Here is a 17,154-nt window from a genome sequence, read left to right as displayed (position 1 = left end):
ACCCCGAACCCGCCCCCCCCCCGTCACCGCCGCGACCACGTCCCGGCAGTGGCTGAACGCGAACAACGGAAACTCGACGCCCAGCAACTCGGTCACCCGCGTGCGCATGCCGCGAACCTACGCCCAGAACGATGTTCGGTCCAGCGTCCCGGACCCGGTCAGGACGCCGTTTTCGAGATCTGAATCACTCCCGGCGTATGCCAGCCCTCCTCCTCGCTGAACGTCCGGACGATCTTCGCAGGCACCCCCGCGATCACGCAGTGGTCGGGGAACTCCCCCCGGACGACCGCACCCCCCGCCACCACCGACTGCCGCCCGATCCGGGTCCCCGGCAGGATGATCGCCCCGGCGCCCAGCCAGCACCCGTCCCCGATCTCCACCGGATTGTTCCGCGGCCACTGCCGCCCGATCGGCACCTCCGGATCGTCGTACACATGGTTCTGATCGGTGATGTACACGTACGGCCCGGTGAACACATGCGACCCGATCACGATCGACTGATGCCCGACGATGTGCGACCCGCGCCCGATCGAGCAGCTGCCGCCGATCCGCACGATCGGATCCGGCCCCAGATCCACCCCCGGCCCCATCCCGGCCGAAATCGAAACCCGTTCCCCCACCAGCGTGTGGTCGCCGATCTCGATCCACTCCTCGCCGAAGATCGCGCCGACCGGGAACGCCAGCAGGGCCCCTTCGCCCAGGCGCCGGAACCGGTATCCGGCCGGGCTGCGCGGGCTCACCGCGCCCAGCGTCTTGAGCACGCCCCAGCCGCGGTGCACCAGCCGCCCGGCGGCCCGTCTCAGAATCGACATAACCGCACAAGTTACCCTCACGTTAGAACCCGGGCCACAGCGGGTTCGCGCACGTAGTGGCCCGTTCGGGGCCAGGATTTGATATTCTGAGAGCCCGTGGGCATGGCTGCCGTCTGGTTCCAGTCGCGACGCCTCTACTTCAGACCACGGGAGACCCCTTGCGCAACGCCGTACACACCAAGCATCTGTTCGTCACCGGCGGCGTCGCCTCAAGTCTCGGCAAGGGGCTCACGGCCTCTAGCCTGGGGCGGCTCCTCAAACTTCGGGGCCTGAGCGTCACGATGCAGAAGCTCGACCCGTACCTCAACGTCGACCCCGGCACGATGAACCCGTTCCAGCACGGCGAGGTGTTCGTCACCGACGACGGCGCGGAGACGGATCTCGACGTCGGCCACTACGAACGTTTCCTCGACACCGAGCTGCACGGCTCGGCCAACGTCACCACCGGCCAGGTCTACTCCAACGTCATCGCCAAGGAGCGCCGCGGCGAATACCTGGGCGACACCGTGCAGGTCATCCCGCACATCACCAACGAGATCAAGGACCGGATCCGGAGCATGGCCGGGCCCGGCGTGGACGTGGTGATCACCGAGGTGGGCGGCACCGTGGGCGACATCGAGTCGCTGCCGTTCCTGGAGGCCGTCCGCCAGGTCCGGCACGAGGTGGGCCGCGACAACGTGTTCTTCCTGCACGTCTCGCTGCTGCCCTACATCGGGCCGAGCGGGGAGCTGAAGACCAAGCCGACCCAGCACTCGGTGGCCGCGCTGCGCAGCATCGGCATCCAGCCCGACGCGATCGTCTGCCGCTCCGACCGGCCGATCACCAACTCGCTCAAGCGTAAGATCAGCTTGATGTGCGACGTGGACGAGGACGCGGTGGTCTCCGCCATCGACGCACCCTCGATCTACGACATCCCGAAGGTCCTGCACACCGAGGGCCTGGACGCCTATGTGGTACGGCGGCTCGGCCTGCCCTTCCGGGACGTGGACTGGAAGGAGTGGGACCAGCTCCTGCGCCGGGTACACAAACCGGCCAAGGAAGTCACGATCGCCCTGGTCGGCAAGTACATCGACCTGCCCGACGCCTACCTGTCGGTCACCGAGGCGCTGCGCGCCGGCGGCTTCGCCAACGACGCGCGGGTCAACATCCGCTGGGTGACCAGCGACGAGTGCGCCACCCCGGAGGACGCCGCCCGCGAGCTCGACGGCGTGGACGGCGTGCTGGTGCCCGGCGGGTTCGGCGTGCGCGGCATCGAAGGCAAGATCGGCGCCATCCGGCACGCCAGGGAGGCGAAGATCCCGCTGCTCGGCCTCTGCCTCGGCATGCAGGGCATGGTGATCGAGGCCGCCCGCAACCTGGCCGGCCTGGACGGCGCCAACAGCGCCGAGTTCGACCCCGACGCCAAGCACCCGGTCATCTCCACCATGTCAGACCAGGAGGACGTGGTCGCCGGCGACCGCGACATGGGCGGCACCATGCGCCTCGGCCTCTACACCGCCAAACTCACCGAAGGAACCCTCGCCCGCCAGTTGTACGGCAAAGCCAAGGCCGACGAACGCCACCGCCACCGGTACGAGGTGAACAACGCCTACCGCGAGCGGCTGGAGAAGGTCGGCGTCGTCTTCTCCGGCCTGTCGCCCGACGGGCGGCTGGTCGAATACACCGAACTCGCCGTCGAGACCCACCCGTTCTTCATCGGCACCCAGGCCCACCCCGAATTCCGCTCCCGTCCCACCCGCGCGCATCCGCTGTTCAAGGGCCTCGTCAGCGCGGCCCTCGGCTACGCGGAGAGCCGGTCGACCGCCAAGATTGCGAAGGCTAAGTGATCATCGAAGACCGTCACGAGGAATGGCCCGTCACCGCGTCCGACCAGCGGTTCGAGGCCCGGGTCATCTCCGTCGTGACCGACACCGTCCGGATGCCGGACGGTGACCTGGCCGACCGCGACTACGTGGTGCACCCCGGCTCGGTGGCCGTGGTGGCCATCCAGGACGAACGGGTGCTGCTGCTGCGGCAGTACCGGCATCCGGCCCGCAGGCTGCTCTGGGAGCTGCCCGCGGGCCTGCGGGACAAGCCGGACGAGCCGCTGGCCGAGTGCGCGGCCAGGGAACTCGCCGAGGAGGCCGGCTACCGCGCCGACACCTGGCACACGCTGATCGACATGTTCCCCTCGCCGGGCATGAGCGACGAGCGGATCAGGATCTTCCTGGCCAGAGGCCTCACCCCGATCCCGGCGTCGGAGAATTCTTTCGTGCACCGGCACGAGGAGATCGACATGCCGGTGGAGTGGGTACGCCTGGACGAAGCGGTCGGGAAGGCGCTGGGGGGAATGATCCACAATTCCCCGGCCATCGCCGGTATTCTCGCCGCGTACGCCGCATCCGACGGCGGCTACCAGGGCCTGCGGGCCGCCGACGCACCGGAGGCGTGAACACCACCGGGGTCTGACCGTGGGGAGGGACGCTGAACGAGCCCGAGGCCGTGCTGTCCAGCTACCTCGCCCATCTCGCCGTGGAGCGCGGGCTGGCCGCCAACACGCTGGCCTGCTACCGGCGCGACCTCCGCCGCTACGTGGACCATCTGAGCGCGCGCGGGCTCGCCTCCATGGGCCAGGTGGCCGAGTCCGACGTGGTCGCCTTCCTGGCCTCGCTCCGGGAGGGCGACGAGGAGCATCCCGCGCTGGTCGCCAGCTCGGCCGCGCGGGCGGTCTCCGCCGTCCGCGGCCTGCACCGCTTCGCCCTCCGCGAGGGCGCGGCCGGCCACGACCCCGCCCACGAGGTACGGCCCCCGCGCCAGCTCCGCCGCCTCCCCAAAGCGATCACGGTCGAGGAGGTGGAGCGCCTGATCGCCGCCTCCGGCCCCGACGACGCTCCGCTCACTCTCCGTAACCGCGCCCTCCTCGAAGTCCTGTACGGCACCGGCGCCCGCATCTCCGAGGCCGTCGGCCTCTCCGTCGACGACGTCACCCGCGCCGGCCCGTCCGACGACTCCTTCAGCGGCGGCGAGGTCCGCCTGCGCGGCAAGGGCGGCCGGGCCAGGATCGTCCCTCTAGGCCGATTCGCCCGGAGCGCCCTGGATGCCTACCTGGTCCGGGCCCGCCCCTTCATCGCCGCCCACGGCCGCGGCACGCACGCCCTGTTCCTGAACGCCCGCGGCGGCAGGCTGACCCGCCAGGGCGCCTGGGAAGTACTGCAATCCGCCGCGGAACGGGCAGGACTCTCCGGCGTGTCCCCACACATGTTGCGCCATTCGTTCGCAACCCATCTCCTGGATGGCGGTGCGGACGTTAGGGTTGTTCAAGAACTGCTCGGCCATGCCTCGGTGACCACCACCCAGGTGTACACACTGGTCACGGTCGATCGGCTTCGCGAGGTTTACGCCGCCGCACATCCTCGAGCTCAGCGGTGAGATCGAACTGCTTGTCCGTAATCTCCGTCTCCGTGGCGCGTCGCCTTGCCGCATACGTGCCCACCCTCTAGATTCAGTCCGGTTCGGGACCGTCAGGGAGGTTTCATCAATTGACTGCGACCACTGATGCGACGTGGACCGCGGGGACCCCCAGCGTCTCGTTGGGGCCAACCGGCCGGCCGCGCCCCGTCTTCCCCGACCCTGTCGTCCCCGACAGCCACGGGCCGGCCCGGATCGTCGCGATGGTCAACCAGAAGGGTGGCGTCGGCAAGACGACGACCACCATCAACCTGGGCGCCGCGCTCGCCGAGTGCGGCCAGAAGGTCCTGCTGGTCGACTTCGACCCGCAGGGCGCGCTCTCCGTCGGCCTGGGCATCGACCCGCGCCCGCTGGAGTCCACCGTCTACGACCTGCTGATGGAGGAGCCCGACGTCGTCGCCGAGGACGTGCTGCTCGGCACCAGCGTCGAGGGCATGGACCTGCTGCCCAGCAACATCTTCCTGTCCGGCGCGGAGATCCGGCTGGTCAACGAGGTGGCCAGAGAGTTCGCGCTGCAGCGCTCGCTGGAGCCGCTGCTGGCCGACTACGACATCTGCCTGATCGACTGCCAGCCCTCCCTCGGCCTGCTCACCGTCAACGCGCTCACCTGCGCGCACAGCGTCATGATCCCGCTGGAGTGCGAGTTCTTCGCGTTACGCGGCGTCGCGCTGCTGATGGAGTCGATCGGCAAGGTCCAGGAACGGCTCAACAAGAACCTCGAGATCGACGGCCTGCTGGCCACCATGTACGACCCCCGCACCCTGCACGCCCGCGAGGTGCTGCAGACGATCATGCAGGGCTTCGGCGACAAGGTCTTCCACACGGTCATCAACCGGACCGTCCGCTTCCCCGACGCCACCCTCGCCGGCGAGCCCATCACCCAGTTCGACCCCAGCTCGATGGGGGCCGCCGCCTACCGGGAACTGGCCAGGGAGCTCCTCGCCCGCTGGCCCGCACGGATCTGAGCACGCCGTCCGTGGCGTGCGCCACAATGGGGAAGTGAGTGAGCAGGAGACCTCCCCGCCGGTAGAAGTGGGCTTCCACGTGCACCTGGAGGTCTTCCAGGGGCCGTTCGACCTGCTGCTGGGGCTGATCGCCAAGCACAAGCTGGACATCACCGAGGTCTCCCTGCACCAGGTCACCGACGAGTTCATCGCCTACATCCGGTCCAGGGGCCCGGAGTGGGACCTCGACCAGACCAGCCACTTCCTGCTCGTCGCGGCGACCCTGCTGGACCTGAAGGCGGCCAGGCTGCTGCCGACCGGCGAGGTCGAGGACGAGGAGGACCTGGCCCTGCTGGAGGCGCGGGACCTGCTGTTCGCCCGGCTGCTGCAGTACCGGGCGTACAAGGAGGTGGCGAAGGTCTTCTCGGGGCGGATGGCGGAGGAGGCGCTGCGCTACCCGCGGCTGGTGCCGATGGAGGTGGCGTTCGCCAACCTGCTGCCCGAGCTGATCCTCGGAATCGGGCCGGAACAGCTGGCCAGGATCGCGATGCGGGTGTTCACCCCGAAGGCGCCGCCGTCGGTTTCCGTCACGCATATGTATCAACCACTCGCCAGCGTGCGGGAACAGGCCGCTATCCTGGTGGAGCGGCTCCGGCGGGCCGGACGGGCAACCTTCCGGTCGCTGACCGCCGACTGCGCGGGCACCTTCGAGGTGGTGGCGCGATTCCTGGCCGTTCTGGAGCTGTTCCGGGAGGCCGCGGTCTCCTTCGAGCAGCTGGAGCCGCTGGGAGATCTGTACGTGACCTGGACCGGCGCCACCGACGGCGACGTGTCCGTGGGCGACGACTACGACGAGTCGGCCGAACGGCCGGGCACGGCCGGAGCCGACTCGGGAGATGACGCGGGGGATGGAGAACCGTCTGATGGCTGAACTGGGCGAACCGACGTCCGAATCAGGCGACCCTTCGCTGCGGGCCGCCCTGGAGGCGGTCCTGCTCGTCGTCGACGAACCCGTCGCCGAGATCACGCTGGCGCAGGTGCTGGAACGGCCGACCAACGAGATCGCGGTCACGCTGCGTGACCTGGCGAGGGAATACACGGCAGACGGGCGCGGTTTTGACCTGAGAGAGGTGGCCGGGGGCTGGCGTTTCTACACGCGAGCCGAGTGCGCGGCGCTGGTCGAGCGGTTCGTCCGCGACGGTCAGCAGGCGCGGCTCACCCAGGCGGCGCTCGAAACCCTCTCGGTGGTCGCGTACCGGCAGCCGGTCAGCCGGGCCAAGGTGGCCGCCATCCGTGGCGTCAACAGCGACGGCGTGATGCGCACCCTCGCCGCGCGCGGCCTCGTCGAAGAGGCCGGCACCGAGCCGGAGGGCCAGGCCGTGCTCTACCGGACGACAAGCTATTTCCTGGAGCGACTGGGCCTGCGGGACCTCGACGAGCTTCCCGCGCTCGCCCCATTCCTCCCCGATGACGTGGAAAACCTAGAGGAGCAACCGAAGTGAACAAGCGCAGCACCCCGTCCGGTGATGGACGCGGTCGAGGCCGGGACGGCAAACCCAGAAGCGGCGGCCAGCGTCCCGACCGCTCATCCTTCCGCGCCGACCGGGACGGCTCCCGGGGCGGGTACGCCAAGCCGGACTCCCGTGGCGGCTCCGGCTCCACGGACTCCCGTGGCCGCGACGGCGGCTACCGCGCCCCCAGCGACCGCCCCGCCCGTCCCGACTCCCGCGAGGGCCGCCCGCAGGGCGGCGGTTTCGCCGGACGCGACAGCGGCGGCTCCGGCCGCCCGGACTCTCGTGAGGGCCGTCCCCAAAGTGGCGGCTACAGCCGTCCCGATTCCCGTGAGGGTCGTCCGCAGGGTGGTGGCTACGGTCGTCCGGATTCCCGTGAGGGCCGTCCCCAAAGTGGCGGCTACAGCCGTCCGGATTCCCGTGAGGGTCGCCCCCAGAGCGGCGGCTACAGCCGTCCGGATTCCCGTGAGGGCCGTCCCCAAAGTGGCGGCTACAGCCGTCCCGATTCCCGCGAAGGTCGTCCCTCCCAGGGCGGCGGCTTCGCCAGGCGTGAAAGCGGCGGCTACGGCCGTCCCGATTCCCGTGAGGGTCGTCCGCAGGGTGGTGGCTACGGTCGTCCGGATTCGCGTGAGGGTCGTCCGCAGGGTGGTGGCTACGGTCGTCCGGATTCGCGTGAGGGTCGTCCGCAGGGCGGCGGCTACACCCGTCCGGCCTCCCGTGAGGGCCGCCCTCAGGGTGGTGGCTTCGCCGGGCGCGACAGTGGCGGCTACGGCCGTCCCGACTCCCGTGAGGGCGGCTACAGCCGTCCGGCCTCCCGCCCCCAGGGCGGTGGCTTCGCCAGGCGTGACGACGACCGTACCGGCCGTCCCGACTCCCGTGAGGGCCGTCCCCAGAGTGGCGGCTACAGCCGTCCGGAGAACCGTGACCGCCCGTACTCGCGTTCCGGTGACGACCGTGGCGGCGCCCCTCGCGCCGACCGTGGCTCCTCCTACGGCCGTACCGACGACAGAGGCTCCTCCCGCGCCGACGGCAGCGGATCCCGTGCCCGCTACGGCCGCCCGGAAGGCGGCGCGTCGCGCGGGTACGCGCCGCGCGACAACGCACGCGGCTTCGAGCGGCCTCGCGACGATTCCCGCGGTTTCGACCGCCCGGACGACTCGCGTAGTTCCTCCCGCGGCGACGACGCCCGTGACCGTCCGCGCGGTGACGCCGGACGCGGTTTCGAGCAGCGTCCCCGTCGTGACGGCGCTCCCGCGGGTGACGGCGCGGGTGGCACCGGGCGGGACCACCGTCCTTCGGGCACACGCGGATCCAGTCCTTCGGGCACGCGCGGATCAGCCCCCCGGGCCGATCGCGGCGGATCCCGGCGGGACGAAGTCCAGACCCTCGGCGGCGGCACCCGGGGACGATTCGGGCGGGACAGCTCGCGGAGTGAGTTCCGTACCGGACGGAACCAGGCGCAGAGCCGCAAGCCGGTCGCGAACCAGAACCCGTTCAAGACGGCCAAGCAGCCCATGCGCGACCCGGACTTCTTCGATCGCGGCTACGTCGACGAGCGGGACACCACCGAGGTGCCGGGCGGCGAGCGGCTGCAGAAGGTGCTCGCGCAGGCGGGCGTGGCCAGCCGCCGGGCCTGCGAGGAACTGATCGGCGAGGGCCGCGTCACCGTCGACAACCAGGTCGTCCGCCGCTTCGGCGCCCGCGTCGACCCGGCCAAGCAGATCATCCACGTCGACGGCAAGCGCATCCCGACCGCGCCCGACCTGGTCTACTACGCGCTGAACAAGCCGATCGGCGTGGTCAGCACGATGGAGGACCCGGAGGGCCGCCCGTGCCTGCGGGACTACGTCCAGGAGCTGGCCCCGCGCCTGTTCCACGTGGGCCGGCTGGACACCGAGACCGAGGGCCTGCTGCTGCTCACCAACGACGGCGAGCTGGCGCACCGCCTCACCCACCCCAGCTTCGGCGTGCAGAAGAAGTACTGGGCCAAGGTGCCGGGACCGGTTCACCGCGACCTGCACCGGGTGCTGCGCAAGGGCATCGAGCTGGAGGACGGCCTGGCCAAGGTGGACGAGTTCCACGTCGTCCAGGAGCACGCCCAGCAGGCGCTGGTCGAGGTCGTGCTGCACGAGGGCCGCAAGCACATCGTCCGCCGCCTGCTGGAGGAGTCGGGCCACCGGGTGATCGACCTGGCCAGGATCGAGTTCGGCCCGGTCAAGCTGGGCCGCCTCAAGCCGGGTACGGTACGGGCGCTGTCGCTACAGGAAGTAGGCGAACTGTACGCGGCGGTCAAGCTGTAATCTTTCCCGACAAATATTCATTTAAGGGGACATTATGGTTCGGGCGATCCGTGGAGCCATCCAGGTGGACGGCAACGACCGCGACGCGATCATCACCGGCACGACGGAACTGGTCTCCGAGGTGATGGAGCGAAACCGGCTCACCACCGACGACGTCATCAGTGTGATCTTCACGGCGACCCCCGACCTGACCGCGGAGTTCCCCGCGCTGGCCGCGCGCAAGCTCGGCTTCCACGACGTGCCGCTGCTGTGCGCGAGCGAGATCGACGTGCCGGGCGCGCTGCCGCGGGTGGTCCGGCTGATGGCCTACGTGGCCACGGACCGCCCGCGCCAGCAGATCCAGCACGTCTATCTGCGCGGCGCGGTCGCGCTGCGGGTGGACATAGCGCAATAAATCACCAGAAGTCAGTAGTCAGTAAATAGCCACCTGTCCGAAAAAAACCGTGAGCGGCGCATAGTTAGAGCACCAGCGCACGAGCACGGCAAGTAAGGAACCACCCACCATGACCCCCAGCCCGGGCGGCAGTACCAGCGTCATCACCAGCGCCGTCATCGTCGGAACCGGCCTGATCGGCACGTCCGCCGCACTGGCCCTGCGCCAGCGCGGCGTGCGCGTCTTCCTCGCCGACCGCGACCCCCGCGCCGTACGGCTGGCCAGGGAACTCGGCGCCGGGGAGGAATGGGACCAGGGCAGCGGCCACCGGGTGGATCTGGCCATCATCGCGGTGCCCCCGCAGTTCGTCGCCCAGCAGCTGCTCGACCTGCAGAAGACCGACACCGCCCGGTTCTACACCGACGTGGCGAGCGTGAAGGCGCTGCCGCTGGCCCAGGCCGTCCAGCTCGGCTGCGACCTGAGCACGTACGTGGCGGGCCATCCGCTGGCCGGGCGGGAGCGTTCCGGCCCGGGGGCGGCGCGGGCGGACCTGTTCCTCGGGCGGCCGTGGGCGCTCTGCCCGACCGAGGCGACGGCGCCGGAGGCCGTACGGGCGATGCGGGAACTGGTCGCCCTGTGCGGGGCGAACGTGGTTGTGGTGGACGCGCGCGAGCACGACGAGGCGGTCGCGGTGGTCTCGCACGCCCCGCACGTGGCCGCGTCGGCGGTGGCGGCCCGGCTGGCCGAGGCGTCGGAGACGGCGCTGGGCCTGTCGGGGCAGGGGGTCAGGGACGTGACCAGGATCGCGGCCAGCGATCCCGGCCTGTGGACCGGCATCCTGTCGGGCAACGCCGGCCCGGTGGCGGCGATCCTGGAGGCGGTGGCGGACGATCTGGCCGCCGCGGCCAGGGCGCTGCGCGAGTGCGCCGCCGACGGCACCGAGATCGGCTCGGTCACCGAGCTGCTCCGCCGCGGCGTGACCGGGACCGGCCGGATCCCCGGCAAGCACGGCGGCCCGGCCCGCACCTACGCGGTGGTGGGCGTGGTCATCGGCGACCGGCCGGGCGAGCTGGCCCGGCTGTTCCAGGTGGCCGAGCAGGTCGGCGTCAGCATCGAGGACGTGCGCCTGGAGCACGTGCCGGGCCTGCCGCTGGGCGCGGTCGAACTGTCGGTCCAGCCGGAGGCGGCCGGGGTGTTCGCGGCCGCGCTGCGCGAGCACGGCTGGCAGGTTCCCTAGCCCGGCTGGGAAAGCTCGATGCGCGCCCCGGCCGGTACTGCCGGTACCTTGGGGGGCGGACAACTCAAGTAAGGGGAGCGATGGTGTCGGGTCTGATCGTCGCCATGGACGGGCCGTCCGGGTCGGGCAAGTCGAGCGCGTCCCGTGGGGTGGCCCGGGCGCTGGGCCTGCGCTACCTGGACACGGGCGCGATGTATCGCGCGGTCACCTGGTGGATGCTCCAGATGGAGATCGACCTGGACGATCCGGCCGCGATCGCCGCCCGTTCGGGCGAGCCCGCGCTGGAGCTGAACACCGATCCGGACTTTCCCGGCGTCACCCTGGACGGGGTCCGGGTGGACGGCCCGATCCGCTACCCGGAGGTGACCCGGGCGGTCTCCGCGGTGAGCGCGGTGCCGGAGGTCCGCAGCCGCCTGGTGGCCCTGCAGCGGGAGCTGATCGAGGTCGCTCTCAAGGAGGGCGGCATCGTGGTTGAGGGCCGCGACATCGGCACGGTGGTCGCTCCCCAGGCCCCCGTCAAGGTCTATCTGACGGCCAGCGAGGAGGCGCGCGCGATGCGGCGCAGCGCCGAGCTGGCCGGTTCCACGGTGGCCGCGCAGCGGGTCGAGCTGGCCCGCCGCGACACCCTCGATTCGACCAGGAAGACCGATCCGCTGGCGATGGCCGCGGACGCGGTCGAACTGGACACCACGGCGCTCAACCTCGATGAGGTCATCGCCGAGGTGCTGAGACTTGTCAAGGAGCGTGCCTGAATTCCGGGCGCGCGTGAAAGGGAAAACGCGATCATGAGCGCGGGGGAGTACGAGGACGACGGCGGCTGGATCGAGTCCGAGCTGGCCGATCTGACGGCCGACGAGCCCGAGGAGGAGGAGCCGGACGCCGGCCCGCTGCCGATCGTGGCCGTCGTCGGGCGGCCGAACGTGGGCAAGTCCACGCTGGTCAACCGGATCATCGGCCGCCGCGAGGCGGTGGTCGAGGACGTGCCTGGCGTGACCCGCGACCGGGTGACGTATGAGGCGAACTGGCGGGGCCGCCGGTTCACGCTGGTGGACACCGGCGGCTGGGATCCGGAAGCGACCGGGATGGCCCTGAAGATCGCCGAGCAGGCGCAGATCGCGGCCGAGCTGGCCGACGTGATCCTGTTCGTGGTGGACGCCTCGGTCGGCATCACCGACGCGGACGAGGCGGTCGGCGCCGTGCTGCGCCGCTCCGGCAAGCCGGTCGTGCTGACCGCCAACAAGGTCGACAACCAGCTGCAGGAGCTGGAGGCGAACGAGCTGTGGGCGCTGGGCCTCGGCGAGCCGCAGCCGGTCTCGGCGCTGCACGGCCGCTCCAGCGGCGACCTGCTCGACGTGGTGCTGAACGCGCTGCCTGAGACGCCGCCGGTGGTGTTCGGGGCGGCTCGCGGGCCGCGCCGGGTGGCGCTGCTGGGCAAGCCGAACGTGGGCAAGTCCTCGCTGCTGAACAAGGTGGCGGGCGAGGAGCGGGTGCTGGTCGACCCGATGGCCGGGACCACCAGGGACCCGGTGGACGAGCTGATCCAGCTCGGCGGCAAGCCGTGGCGGTTCATCGACACGGCCGGCATCCGGCGGCGGGACCGGGAGCTGAAGGGCGCCGACTTCTACGCGGCCATGCGGACCCGGTCGGCGCTGGAGCGGGCCGAGGTGGCGATCGTGCTCATCGACGCCTCCGACGTGCTGACCGAGCAGGACCTGCGGATCATCTCGCTGGCGATCGAGTCGGGCCGGGCCATGGTGGTGGCCTTCAACAAGTGGGACCTGGTCGACGAGGACCGGCGTTACTACCTGGAGAAGGAGATCGAGCGGCAGCTGGTGCGCACGCCGTGGGCGCTGCGGGTGAACATCTCCGCCCTGACCGGCCGGCACGTGGACAAGCTGGTTCCGGCGCTGGAGCTGGCCATCGACTCGTGGGGCACCCGGGTGCCGACCGCGCGGCTCAACCAGTTCCTCACCGAGCTGGTGCAGGCCACCCCGCCGCCGGTGCGCGGCGGCAAGCAGCCGAAGATCCTGTTCGCCACCCAGGCGTCCACCGAGCCGCCCAAGTTCGTGCTGTTCACCTCCGGCTTCCTGGAGGAGACCTACCGCAGGTTCATCGAGCGGCGGCTGCGCGAGGAGTTCGGCTTCGCCGGTTCGCCGATCGAGGTCACCATGAGGATCCGGGAGAAGCGCAAGAGGAAGTAGTAGGGCCTGCCCTACCGTCAGGACGGCGGTGGACCGGCTCGAAGACCTGGGTGGAGAATCCTAGTTTGAGAGCCATGCGAACACTCATCCCGCGCCTGACGGCCGACACGCGCTACCTGCTACTTGGCTTCCCCTTCGCCACGGCCGCGTTCTGCGTGCTCATCACGGGTTTCGCGGCCGGTTCCGGACTCGTGGTGGTCTGGATAGGCGTGCCGATCCTCGGGCTGACCCTGCTGGTCGCCCGGGGTTTCGGCGACCTGGAGCGGGCCCGGCTCGAATCGGTGCTCGGCCGGGCGCTGCCCCGGCCGCGCTACCCGCGCACCCCGCCGGAGGCGAGCTACCTGCGCCGGGTCGTCAACCCGCTGCTGATCGGCCAGTCCTGGCTGGACCTGCTGTACGGCGTGGTGGTGTTCCCGATCTCGATCCTCACCTTCGTCATCACGGTCACCTGGTGGGCCCTGGTGATCACGGGCCTCACCTGGCCGTTGTACGGCTGGATTCTCAGCAACATCCCGGGCAACACCGAACTCCCCGAACTGCTCGGCCTGGGCTCGGGCTACATCGTCAACTCCCTCTTCTACCTCTCCCTCGGCCTGCTCGCCACGGCCACCCTCTACCCGGTCATCCGCGCCTGCGCCGTGTTCCAGGCCAGCCTGGGCCGGGCCATGCTGACCGGCGTGGCCGAACTGCGCGAGCGGATCGAGGACCTGACCGAGGGCAGGAACGCGGCCGCGCACGCCGAGGCGAACGCGCTGCGGCGGCTGGAGCGGGACATCCACGACGGCCCGCAGCAGCGGCTGGTGCACCTGGCGATGGAGCTGTCCCGGGCCCAGCGGCTGCTGGAGCGGGACTCGGCGGCGGCCAGCGCGACCATCGGCGAGGCCATCACCGCCACCAGGGAGACGCTGGACGAGCTGCGCGCCCTGTCCCGGGGCATCGCCCCGCCCATCCTGGCCGACCGGGGGCTCCCGTCCGCGCTGGCCGCGCTGGCCGGGCGCTGCACGGTCCCGGTGGAGCTGGACGTGCGCACCGTGGAGCGCTTCCCCGCGCTGGTCGAGAACACCGTCTACTTCGTCACCGCCGAGGCGCTCACCAACATCGCCAAGCACAGCCGGGCCACCATGTGCTCGATCGCCCTGGTCCGGGTGGGTGACACGCTGCTGCTCACGATCGGCGATGATGGGGTCGGCGGCGCGCACGTCGCCAAGGGGCACGGCCTGTCCGGCCTGGCCGACCGGCTCCGCGCGGTTGAGGGCGAGCTGGCGGTTCAGTCGCCGGCCGGCGGGCCGACGATGATCGTGGCGGAGGTTCCGTGCGGGTAGTGGTCGCCGACGACGCGGTGCTCATCAGGGAGGGCCTGGTGCGCCTGCTCGAGGAGTTCGGCTGCGAGGTCCTCGCCGCCGTCGGCAACGGCACCGAGCTGGTCAGCGCGGTCGCCGAGCTGCGCCCTGACGTGTCGGTGGTGGACGTGCGGATGCCGCCCACCTTCACCGACGAGGGCCTGCGGGCGGCGGTGGCGGCCCGGCAGAAGGTGCCGGGCGCGCCGATCCTGATCCTCTCCCAGTACGTCGAGGTGTCCTACGCCGACGACCTGCTCGCCGACGCCAGGGGCGGGGTCGGCTACCTGCTCAAGGACCGGGTGGTGGACGTCGAGGAGTTCCTGGACGGGCTGCGCCGGGTCGCCGCGGGCGGCACGGTCTTCGACCCCCAGGTGGTCGCCCAGCTGATGGTCCGCCGCCGCCGCGACGACCCGCTCGGCTCGCTCACCCCGCGCGAGCGTGAGGTGCTGGCGCTGATGGCGGAGGGCCGCTCCAACCCGGCCATCAGCCGCGAGTTGGTGGTCACCGAGGGCGCGGTGGAGAAGCACATCCGCGGCATCTTCGTGAAGCTCAACCTGTACGCGGACGACACCGACCAGCACCGGCGGGTGCTGGCCGTGCTCGCGTACCTGCGCTCCTAGGCCGGATGGTTGCCGGCCTTACCGCCCAGGTCGTACGGGCTGGTGACGCCCTCGTAGGCGAGATGGAACTCCATTCCTTGGACGGCGTGGGCCAGATCGTGGCAGTGCGACATCCACATGCCCGGGTTGTCGGCGGTCAGCGCCACCTCCCACACTTCGCCCGGCCGCACGTCGAAGGTGTCCATCCAGATCCCGTTGGCGGGCACGCCGTTCTTGGACAGGATCTGGACGTGGTGGCCGTGCGGGTGCATCGGGTGGGTGTCCGAGCTGCGGTTGACCACCCGGATCAGGACTTTCTGGCCTTCCTTCACGAGCGGGGCCGGGATGTTGGGGAAGCCCTTGCCGTTGACGGTGTGGGCCAGCCGGGGCAGGCCGCCGACCATCGCGAGCGTGTGGTCGAGCACCCAGGTGATCTCCTGGTCGAACTCCTGGGGGACGGGCGCGCCGGAGCCGTACGCGGTGACGTCGAGCACGGGACCTGACGCGGCCGCGGGCGGGGTGTCGCCGTTGATGAGCAGGCCCGGGTGGCCCTCGACGTCGAGGTAGACCGGGCCGGTGGGCATGGTGAAGGTCAGGTCGTAGCGGCCGCCCGCGGCCAGGCGGAGGCGGTCGCCGTGGAGGCCGGTAGCGCCGGGGACGTCGGTGCCGTCCACGGCCGCCAGCTTGTACGGAACCCCGGTCAGGCCCAGCTCGACCGGGAGGCTGTCGGTGTCGACCACGCGGAGCCGTACCGGGCTGCCGGGCTTGATCGTGGTCTTCACCAGGGCGTCGGAGGGCGGCAGGTCGTCCAGGGCCATGGTCATGCCGCCGTAGGAGTGCAGGGCCAGCGTGTGGTCGCCGGGGTCGGGTTCCACGACGAGCAGGCCGAACAGGCCCTTCGCCACGGCCACGCTGGAGGTCTGGTGGCTGTGGTACCAGTACGTGCCGGGGTCGGCAGCCCGGAAGCGGTAGACGTGCGAGCCGCCGGGCAGGACCGCGTCCTGGGTGACGCCGGGCACGCCGTCCTCGCCGCTGGGCACGTCGTACCCGTGCCAGTGGATGGTGACCGCCTGGCCGGGCAGCTCGTTGCGCAGCGTCAGCTCGACGTGCTCGCCCTGCTTGACGCGGAGCGTCGGGCCGGGCGACTGGCCGTTGAACGACCACGCCTCGAAGGTACGGCCGGACGGCAGCTTCAGGGTGGCGGGCTTGGCGGTCAGGGTGAACTCGCGGGCGCCTGCCACGGTCTCGCCGACGAGCGAGGCGACCGAGACGCCCCCGGCGGCCTCCTGGTGGCCCGCGTGGAACGGCCCGCCGGACCAGCTGCCGGAGATCGCCCAGGCCACCGCGACCGTCAGCACCGCCGTCCCGGCCACCCGCCAGCGGTCGCCGGTCCGCCCGGCGAGGATCCGCCAGGCCAGCGCCGACGCGCCCGCGAAGCCGAGCAGCACGATGACCGCCGCCGGCACCGTGACCGGGTAGGAGATCAGCAGGCCGCACGCGATCCCGGCGACCGCGCCGATGGCGGCGATCACCACCGGCAGCGTCCTGGCCGGGTCCAGCGGGCTCCCGTGCCGCCAGAACCGGATCAGATCGGGCAGCGTGACCGCGCCCGCGACCAGCCCGGGGAGGACCACCAGCGGCATCGCGAGGGTGATCTTCTCGGCCGCGAACCACCAGCCGGCCGTGGCGAGCCCGGCGGTGGTCAGGCCGCGCAGGGCGGTCATGACGATCGCCGCGGCGAGCAGCGCCGCGGCGATCGGGGCCAGATTCCCGGCGGCCCCCCGGAGGGCGGCGACGGCGACCCCCGCCGACGCCGCCCACACTCCGGCGACCAGGATGAGCAGGATCTGATCGATGCCGATCAGCTGGGCGGTGCTCACGCGGGCACGGCCACCGGCTCCGCCACCTGGCTCTTGACCAGGGCACGGGCCTTGCGGACCACGGTCACGGCCACCCAGAGCAGGGCGACGCCGTCCAGCGCGTGGAAGCCGAGCACGAACAGGCCGGCGGTGGTGGTCTTCTCCGGGGCCGCGCCGAGCAGACCGGCCAGCTCGAAGATCACGAACAGCTGCACGGCGACCAGGCCGAACGGCGCGATGGACAGCCAGATGAGCTGGCGGCCGACCTTGGCGACGGCGGCGACGATGGTCAGCAGAATGGACAGCAACGGGATGATCATGGTGCCGTTGATGACATGCGGCGTGATCGCGCTGCCCTCGGCGCCGGGGGCGGGCACCGGGCGCTCGAACGCGCCGAAGGTGGCGAGATAGAACTGGGCCAGCACCGCCACGAGGGTCAGCACCGCGAACCAGAAAAAGACCTTGCGCATGGGGGCTCCTGTGCTACGTATCGACGGCCCCGGATATCGGGCGGGGCGCTACCGGCCTAGC

The 17,154-nt window shown here is 71.0% G+C and carries 16 protein-coding genes; 13 read left to right on the top strand and 3 right to left on the bottom strand.

Features of this window, described 5'->3' with window-relative positions:
- Positions 1 to 158: 158 nt before the first annotated feature.
- Positions 159 to 812 (bottom strand): acyltransferase, encoded by a 654-nt coding sequence (locus Acor_RS08480; protein ID WP_155335996.1) that lies wholly within the window; start codon positions 810 to 812, stop codon positions 159 to 161.
- 158 nt (positions 813 to 970) lie between these two features.
- Between Acor_RS08480 and Acor_RS08475 the strand changes: the two genes are divergently transcribed.
- The 13 genes from Acor_RS08475 (at position 971) to Acor_RS08415 (ending at position 14,785) form a co-directional block, all read left to right on the top strand.
- Positions 971 to 2,638 (top strand): CTP synthase, encoded by a 1,668-nt coding sequence (locus Acor_RS08475; RefSeq protein WP_155335995.1) that lies wholly within the window; start codon positions 971 to 973, stop codon positions 2,636 to 2,638.
- Entirely contained in the window at positions 2,635 to 3,243 is a 609-nt protein-coding gene (locus Acor_RS08470) for an NUDIX domain-containing protein (protein ID WP_246238497.1), read from the top strand. Before Acor_RS08475 ends, Acor_RS08470 begins: the two co-directional genes overlap by 4 nt.
- 32 nt (positions 3,244 to 3,275) lie before the next feature.
- Complete coding sequence (locus Acor_RS08465; protein ID WP_155335994.1) at positions 3,276 to 4,220, top strand: site-specific tyrosine recombinase XerD; 945 nt, start codon at positions 3,276 to 3,278, stop codon at positions 4,218 to 4,220.
- Between the two features lie 161 nt (positions 4,221 to 4,381).
- Positions 4,382 to 5,224, top strand: coding sequence for a ParA family protein (locus tag Acor_RS08460; RefSeq protein ID WP_246238503.1), 843 nt, complete (start codon positions 4,382 to 4,384; stop codon positions 5,222 to 5,224).
- A gap of 34 nt (positions 5,225 to 5,258) precedes the next feature.
- The gene (locus Acor_RS08455) at positions 5,259 to 6,134 is read left to right on the top strand and encodes a segregation and condensation protein A (RefSeq protein WP_155335992.1); all 876 of its coding nucleotides are present in this window, start codon (positions 5,259 to 5,261) and stop codon (positions 6,132 to 6,134) included.
- A complete protein-coding gene (gene scpB, locus Acor_RS08450; RefSeq protein ID WP_218034186.1) occupies positions 6,127 to 6,705 on the top strand; it encodes an SMC-Scp complex subunit ScpB in 579 nt (192 codons plus the stop codon). The genes Acor_RS08455 and scpB overlap by 8 nt, the downstream gene beginning before the upstream one ends.
- Positions 6,702 to 9,014: a pseudouridine synthase gene (locus tag Acor_RS08445; RefSeq protein ID WP_155335990.1), complete on the top strand. Its 2,313-nt coding sequence runs from the start codon at positions 6,702 to 6,704 to the stop codon at positions 9,012 to 9,014. The genes scpB and Acor_RS08445 overlap by 4 nt, the downstream gene beginning before the upstream one ends.
- Positions 9,015 to 9,048: 34 nt before the next feature.
- Positions 9,049 to 9,408, top strand: coding sequence for a chorismate mutase (gene aroH / locus Acor_RS08440; RefSeq protein ID WP_155335989.1), 360 nt, complete (start codon positions 9,049 to 9,051; stop codon positions 9,406 to 9,408).
- A 109-nt stretch (positions 9,409 to 9,517) separates the two neighbouring features.
- Positions 9,518 to 10,624, top strand: a complete 1,107-nt coding sequence (locus Acor_RS43100) for a prephenate dehydrogenase (RefSeq protein WP_155335988.1) — start codon at positions 9,518 to 9,520, stop codon at positions 10,622 to 10,624.
- An 80-nt stretch (positions 10,625 to 10,704) separates the two neighbouring features.
- The gene (cmk, locus tag Acor_RS43095) at positions 10,705 to 11,376 is read left to right on the top strand and encodes a (d)CMP kinase (RefSeq protein ID WP_155335987.1); all 672 of its coding nucleotides are present in this window, start codon (positions 10,705 to 10,707) and stop codon (positions 11,374 to 11,376) included.
- 33 nt (positions 11,377 to 11,409) lie between these two features.
- On the top strand, positions 11,410 to 12,825 hold the full coding sequence (gene der, locus Acor_RS08425; RefSeq protein ID WP_155335986.1) for a ribosome biogenesis GTPase Der: 1,416 nt from the start codon (positions 11,410 to 11,412) through the stop codon (positions 12,823 to 12,825).
- A gap of 74 nt (positions 12,826 to 12,899) precedes the next feature.
- A complete protein-coding gene (locus Acor_RS08420) occupies positions 12,900 to 14,147 on the top strand; it encodes a sensor histidine kinase (protein WP_155335985.1) in 1,248 nt (415 codons plus the stop codon).
- Complete coding sequence (locus tag Acor_RS08415; protein WP_155335984.1) at positions 14,138 to 14,785, top strand: response regulator; 648 nt, start codon at positions 14,138 to 14,140, stop codon at positions 14,783 to 14,785. Before Acor_RS08420 ends, Acor_RS08415 begins: the two co-directional genes overlap by 10 nt.
- On the opposite strand, the gene Acor_RS08410 is transcribed toward Acor_RS08415, so the two are convergent.
- On the bottom strand, positions 14,782 to 16,644 hold the full coding sequence (locus Acor_RS08410; protein WP_155335983.1) for a multicopper oxidase family protein: 1,863 nt from the start codon (positions 16,642 to 16,644) through the stop codon (positions 14,782 to 14,784). The two genes, Acor_RS08415 and Acor_RS08410, sit on opposite strands and share 4 nt — an antisense overlap.
- The gene (locus Acor_RS08405; RefSeq protein WP_155335982.1) at positions 16,641 to 17,093 is read right to left on the bottom strand and encodes a DUF6220 domain-containing protein; all 453 of its coding nucleotides are present in this window, start codon (positions 17,091 to 17,093) and stop codon (positions 16,641 to 16,643) included. Before Acor_RS08405 ends, Acor_RS08410 begins: the two co-directional genes overlap by 4 nt.
- Positions 17,094 to 17,154: the final 61 nt, after the last annotated feature.

Source organism: Acrocarpospora corrugata (assembly GCF_009687845.1).
Lineage (GTDB): Bacteria > Actinomycetota > Actinomycetes > Streptosporangiales > Streptosporangiaceae > Acrocarpospora > Acrocarpospora corrugata.
The sequence above is the reverse complement of the archived record's forward strand: the minus strand, read 5'-3'. Positions and strand labels throughout refer to the sequence as shown.

Excerpts from the sequence above, each read along its gene's own strand:
- Acor_RS08480 (WP_155335996.1), bottom strand. The coding sequence starts at position 812 with ATGTCGATTCTGAGACGGGCCGCCGGGCGGCTGGTGCACCGCGGCTGG.
- scpB (WP_218034186.1), top strand. The coding sequence starts at position 6,127 with ATGGCTGAACTGGGCGAACCGACGTCCGAATCAGGCGACCCTTCGCTG.
- aroH (WP_155335989.1), top strand. The coding sequence starts at position 9,049 with ATGGTTCGGGCGATCCGTGGAGCCATCCAGGTGGACGGCAACGACCGC.
- Acor_RS43100 (WP_155335988.1), top strand. The coding sequence starts at position 9,518 with ATGACCCCCAGCCCGGGCGGCAGTACCAGCGTCATCACCAGCGCCGTC.
- cmk (WP_155335987.1), top strand. The coding sequence starts at position 10,705 with ATGGTGTCGGGTCTGATCGTCGCCATGGACGGGCCGTCCGGGTCGGGC.
- der (WP_155335986.1), top strand. The coding sequence starts at position 11,410 with ATGAGCGCGGGGGAGTACGAGGACGACGGCGGCTGGATCGAGTCCGAG.
- Acor_RS08420 (WP_155335985.1), top strand. The coding sequence starts at position 12,900 with ATGCGAACACTCATCCCGCGCCTGACGGCCGACACGCGCTACCTGCTA.
- Acor_RS08405 (WP_155335982.1), bottom strand. The coding sequence starts at position 17,093 with ATGCGCAAGGTCTTTTTCTGGTTCGCGGTGCTGACCCTCGTGGCGGTG.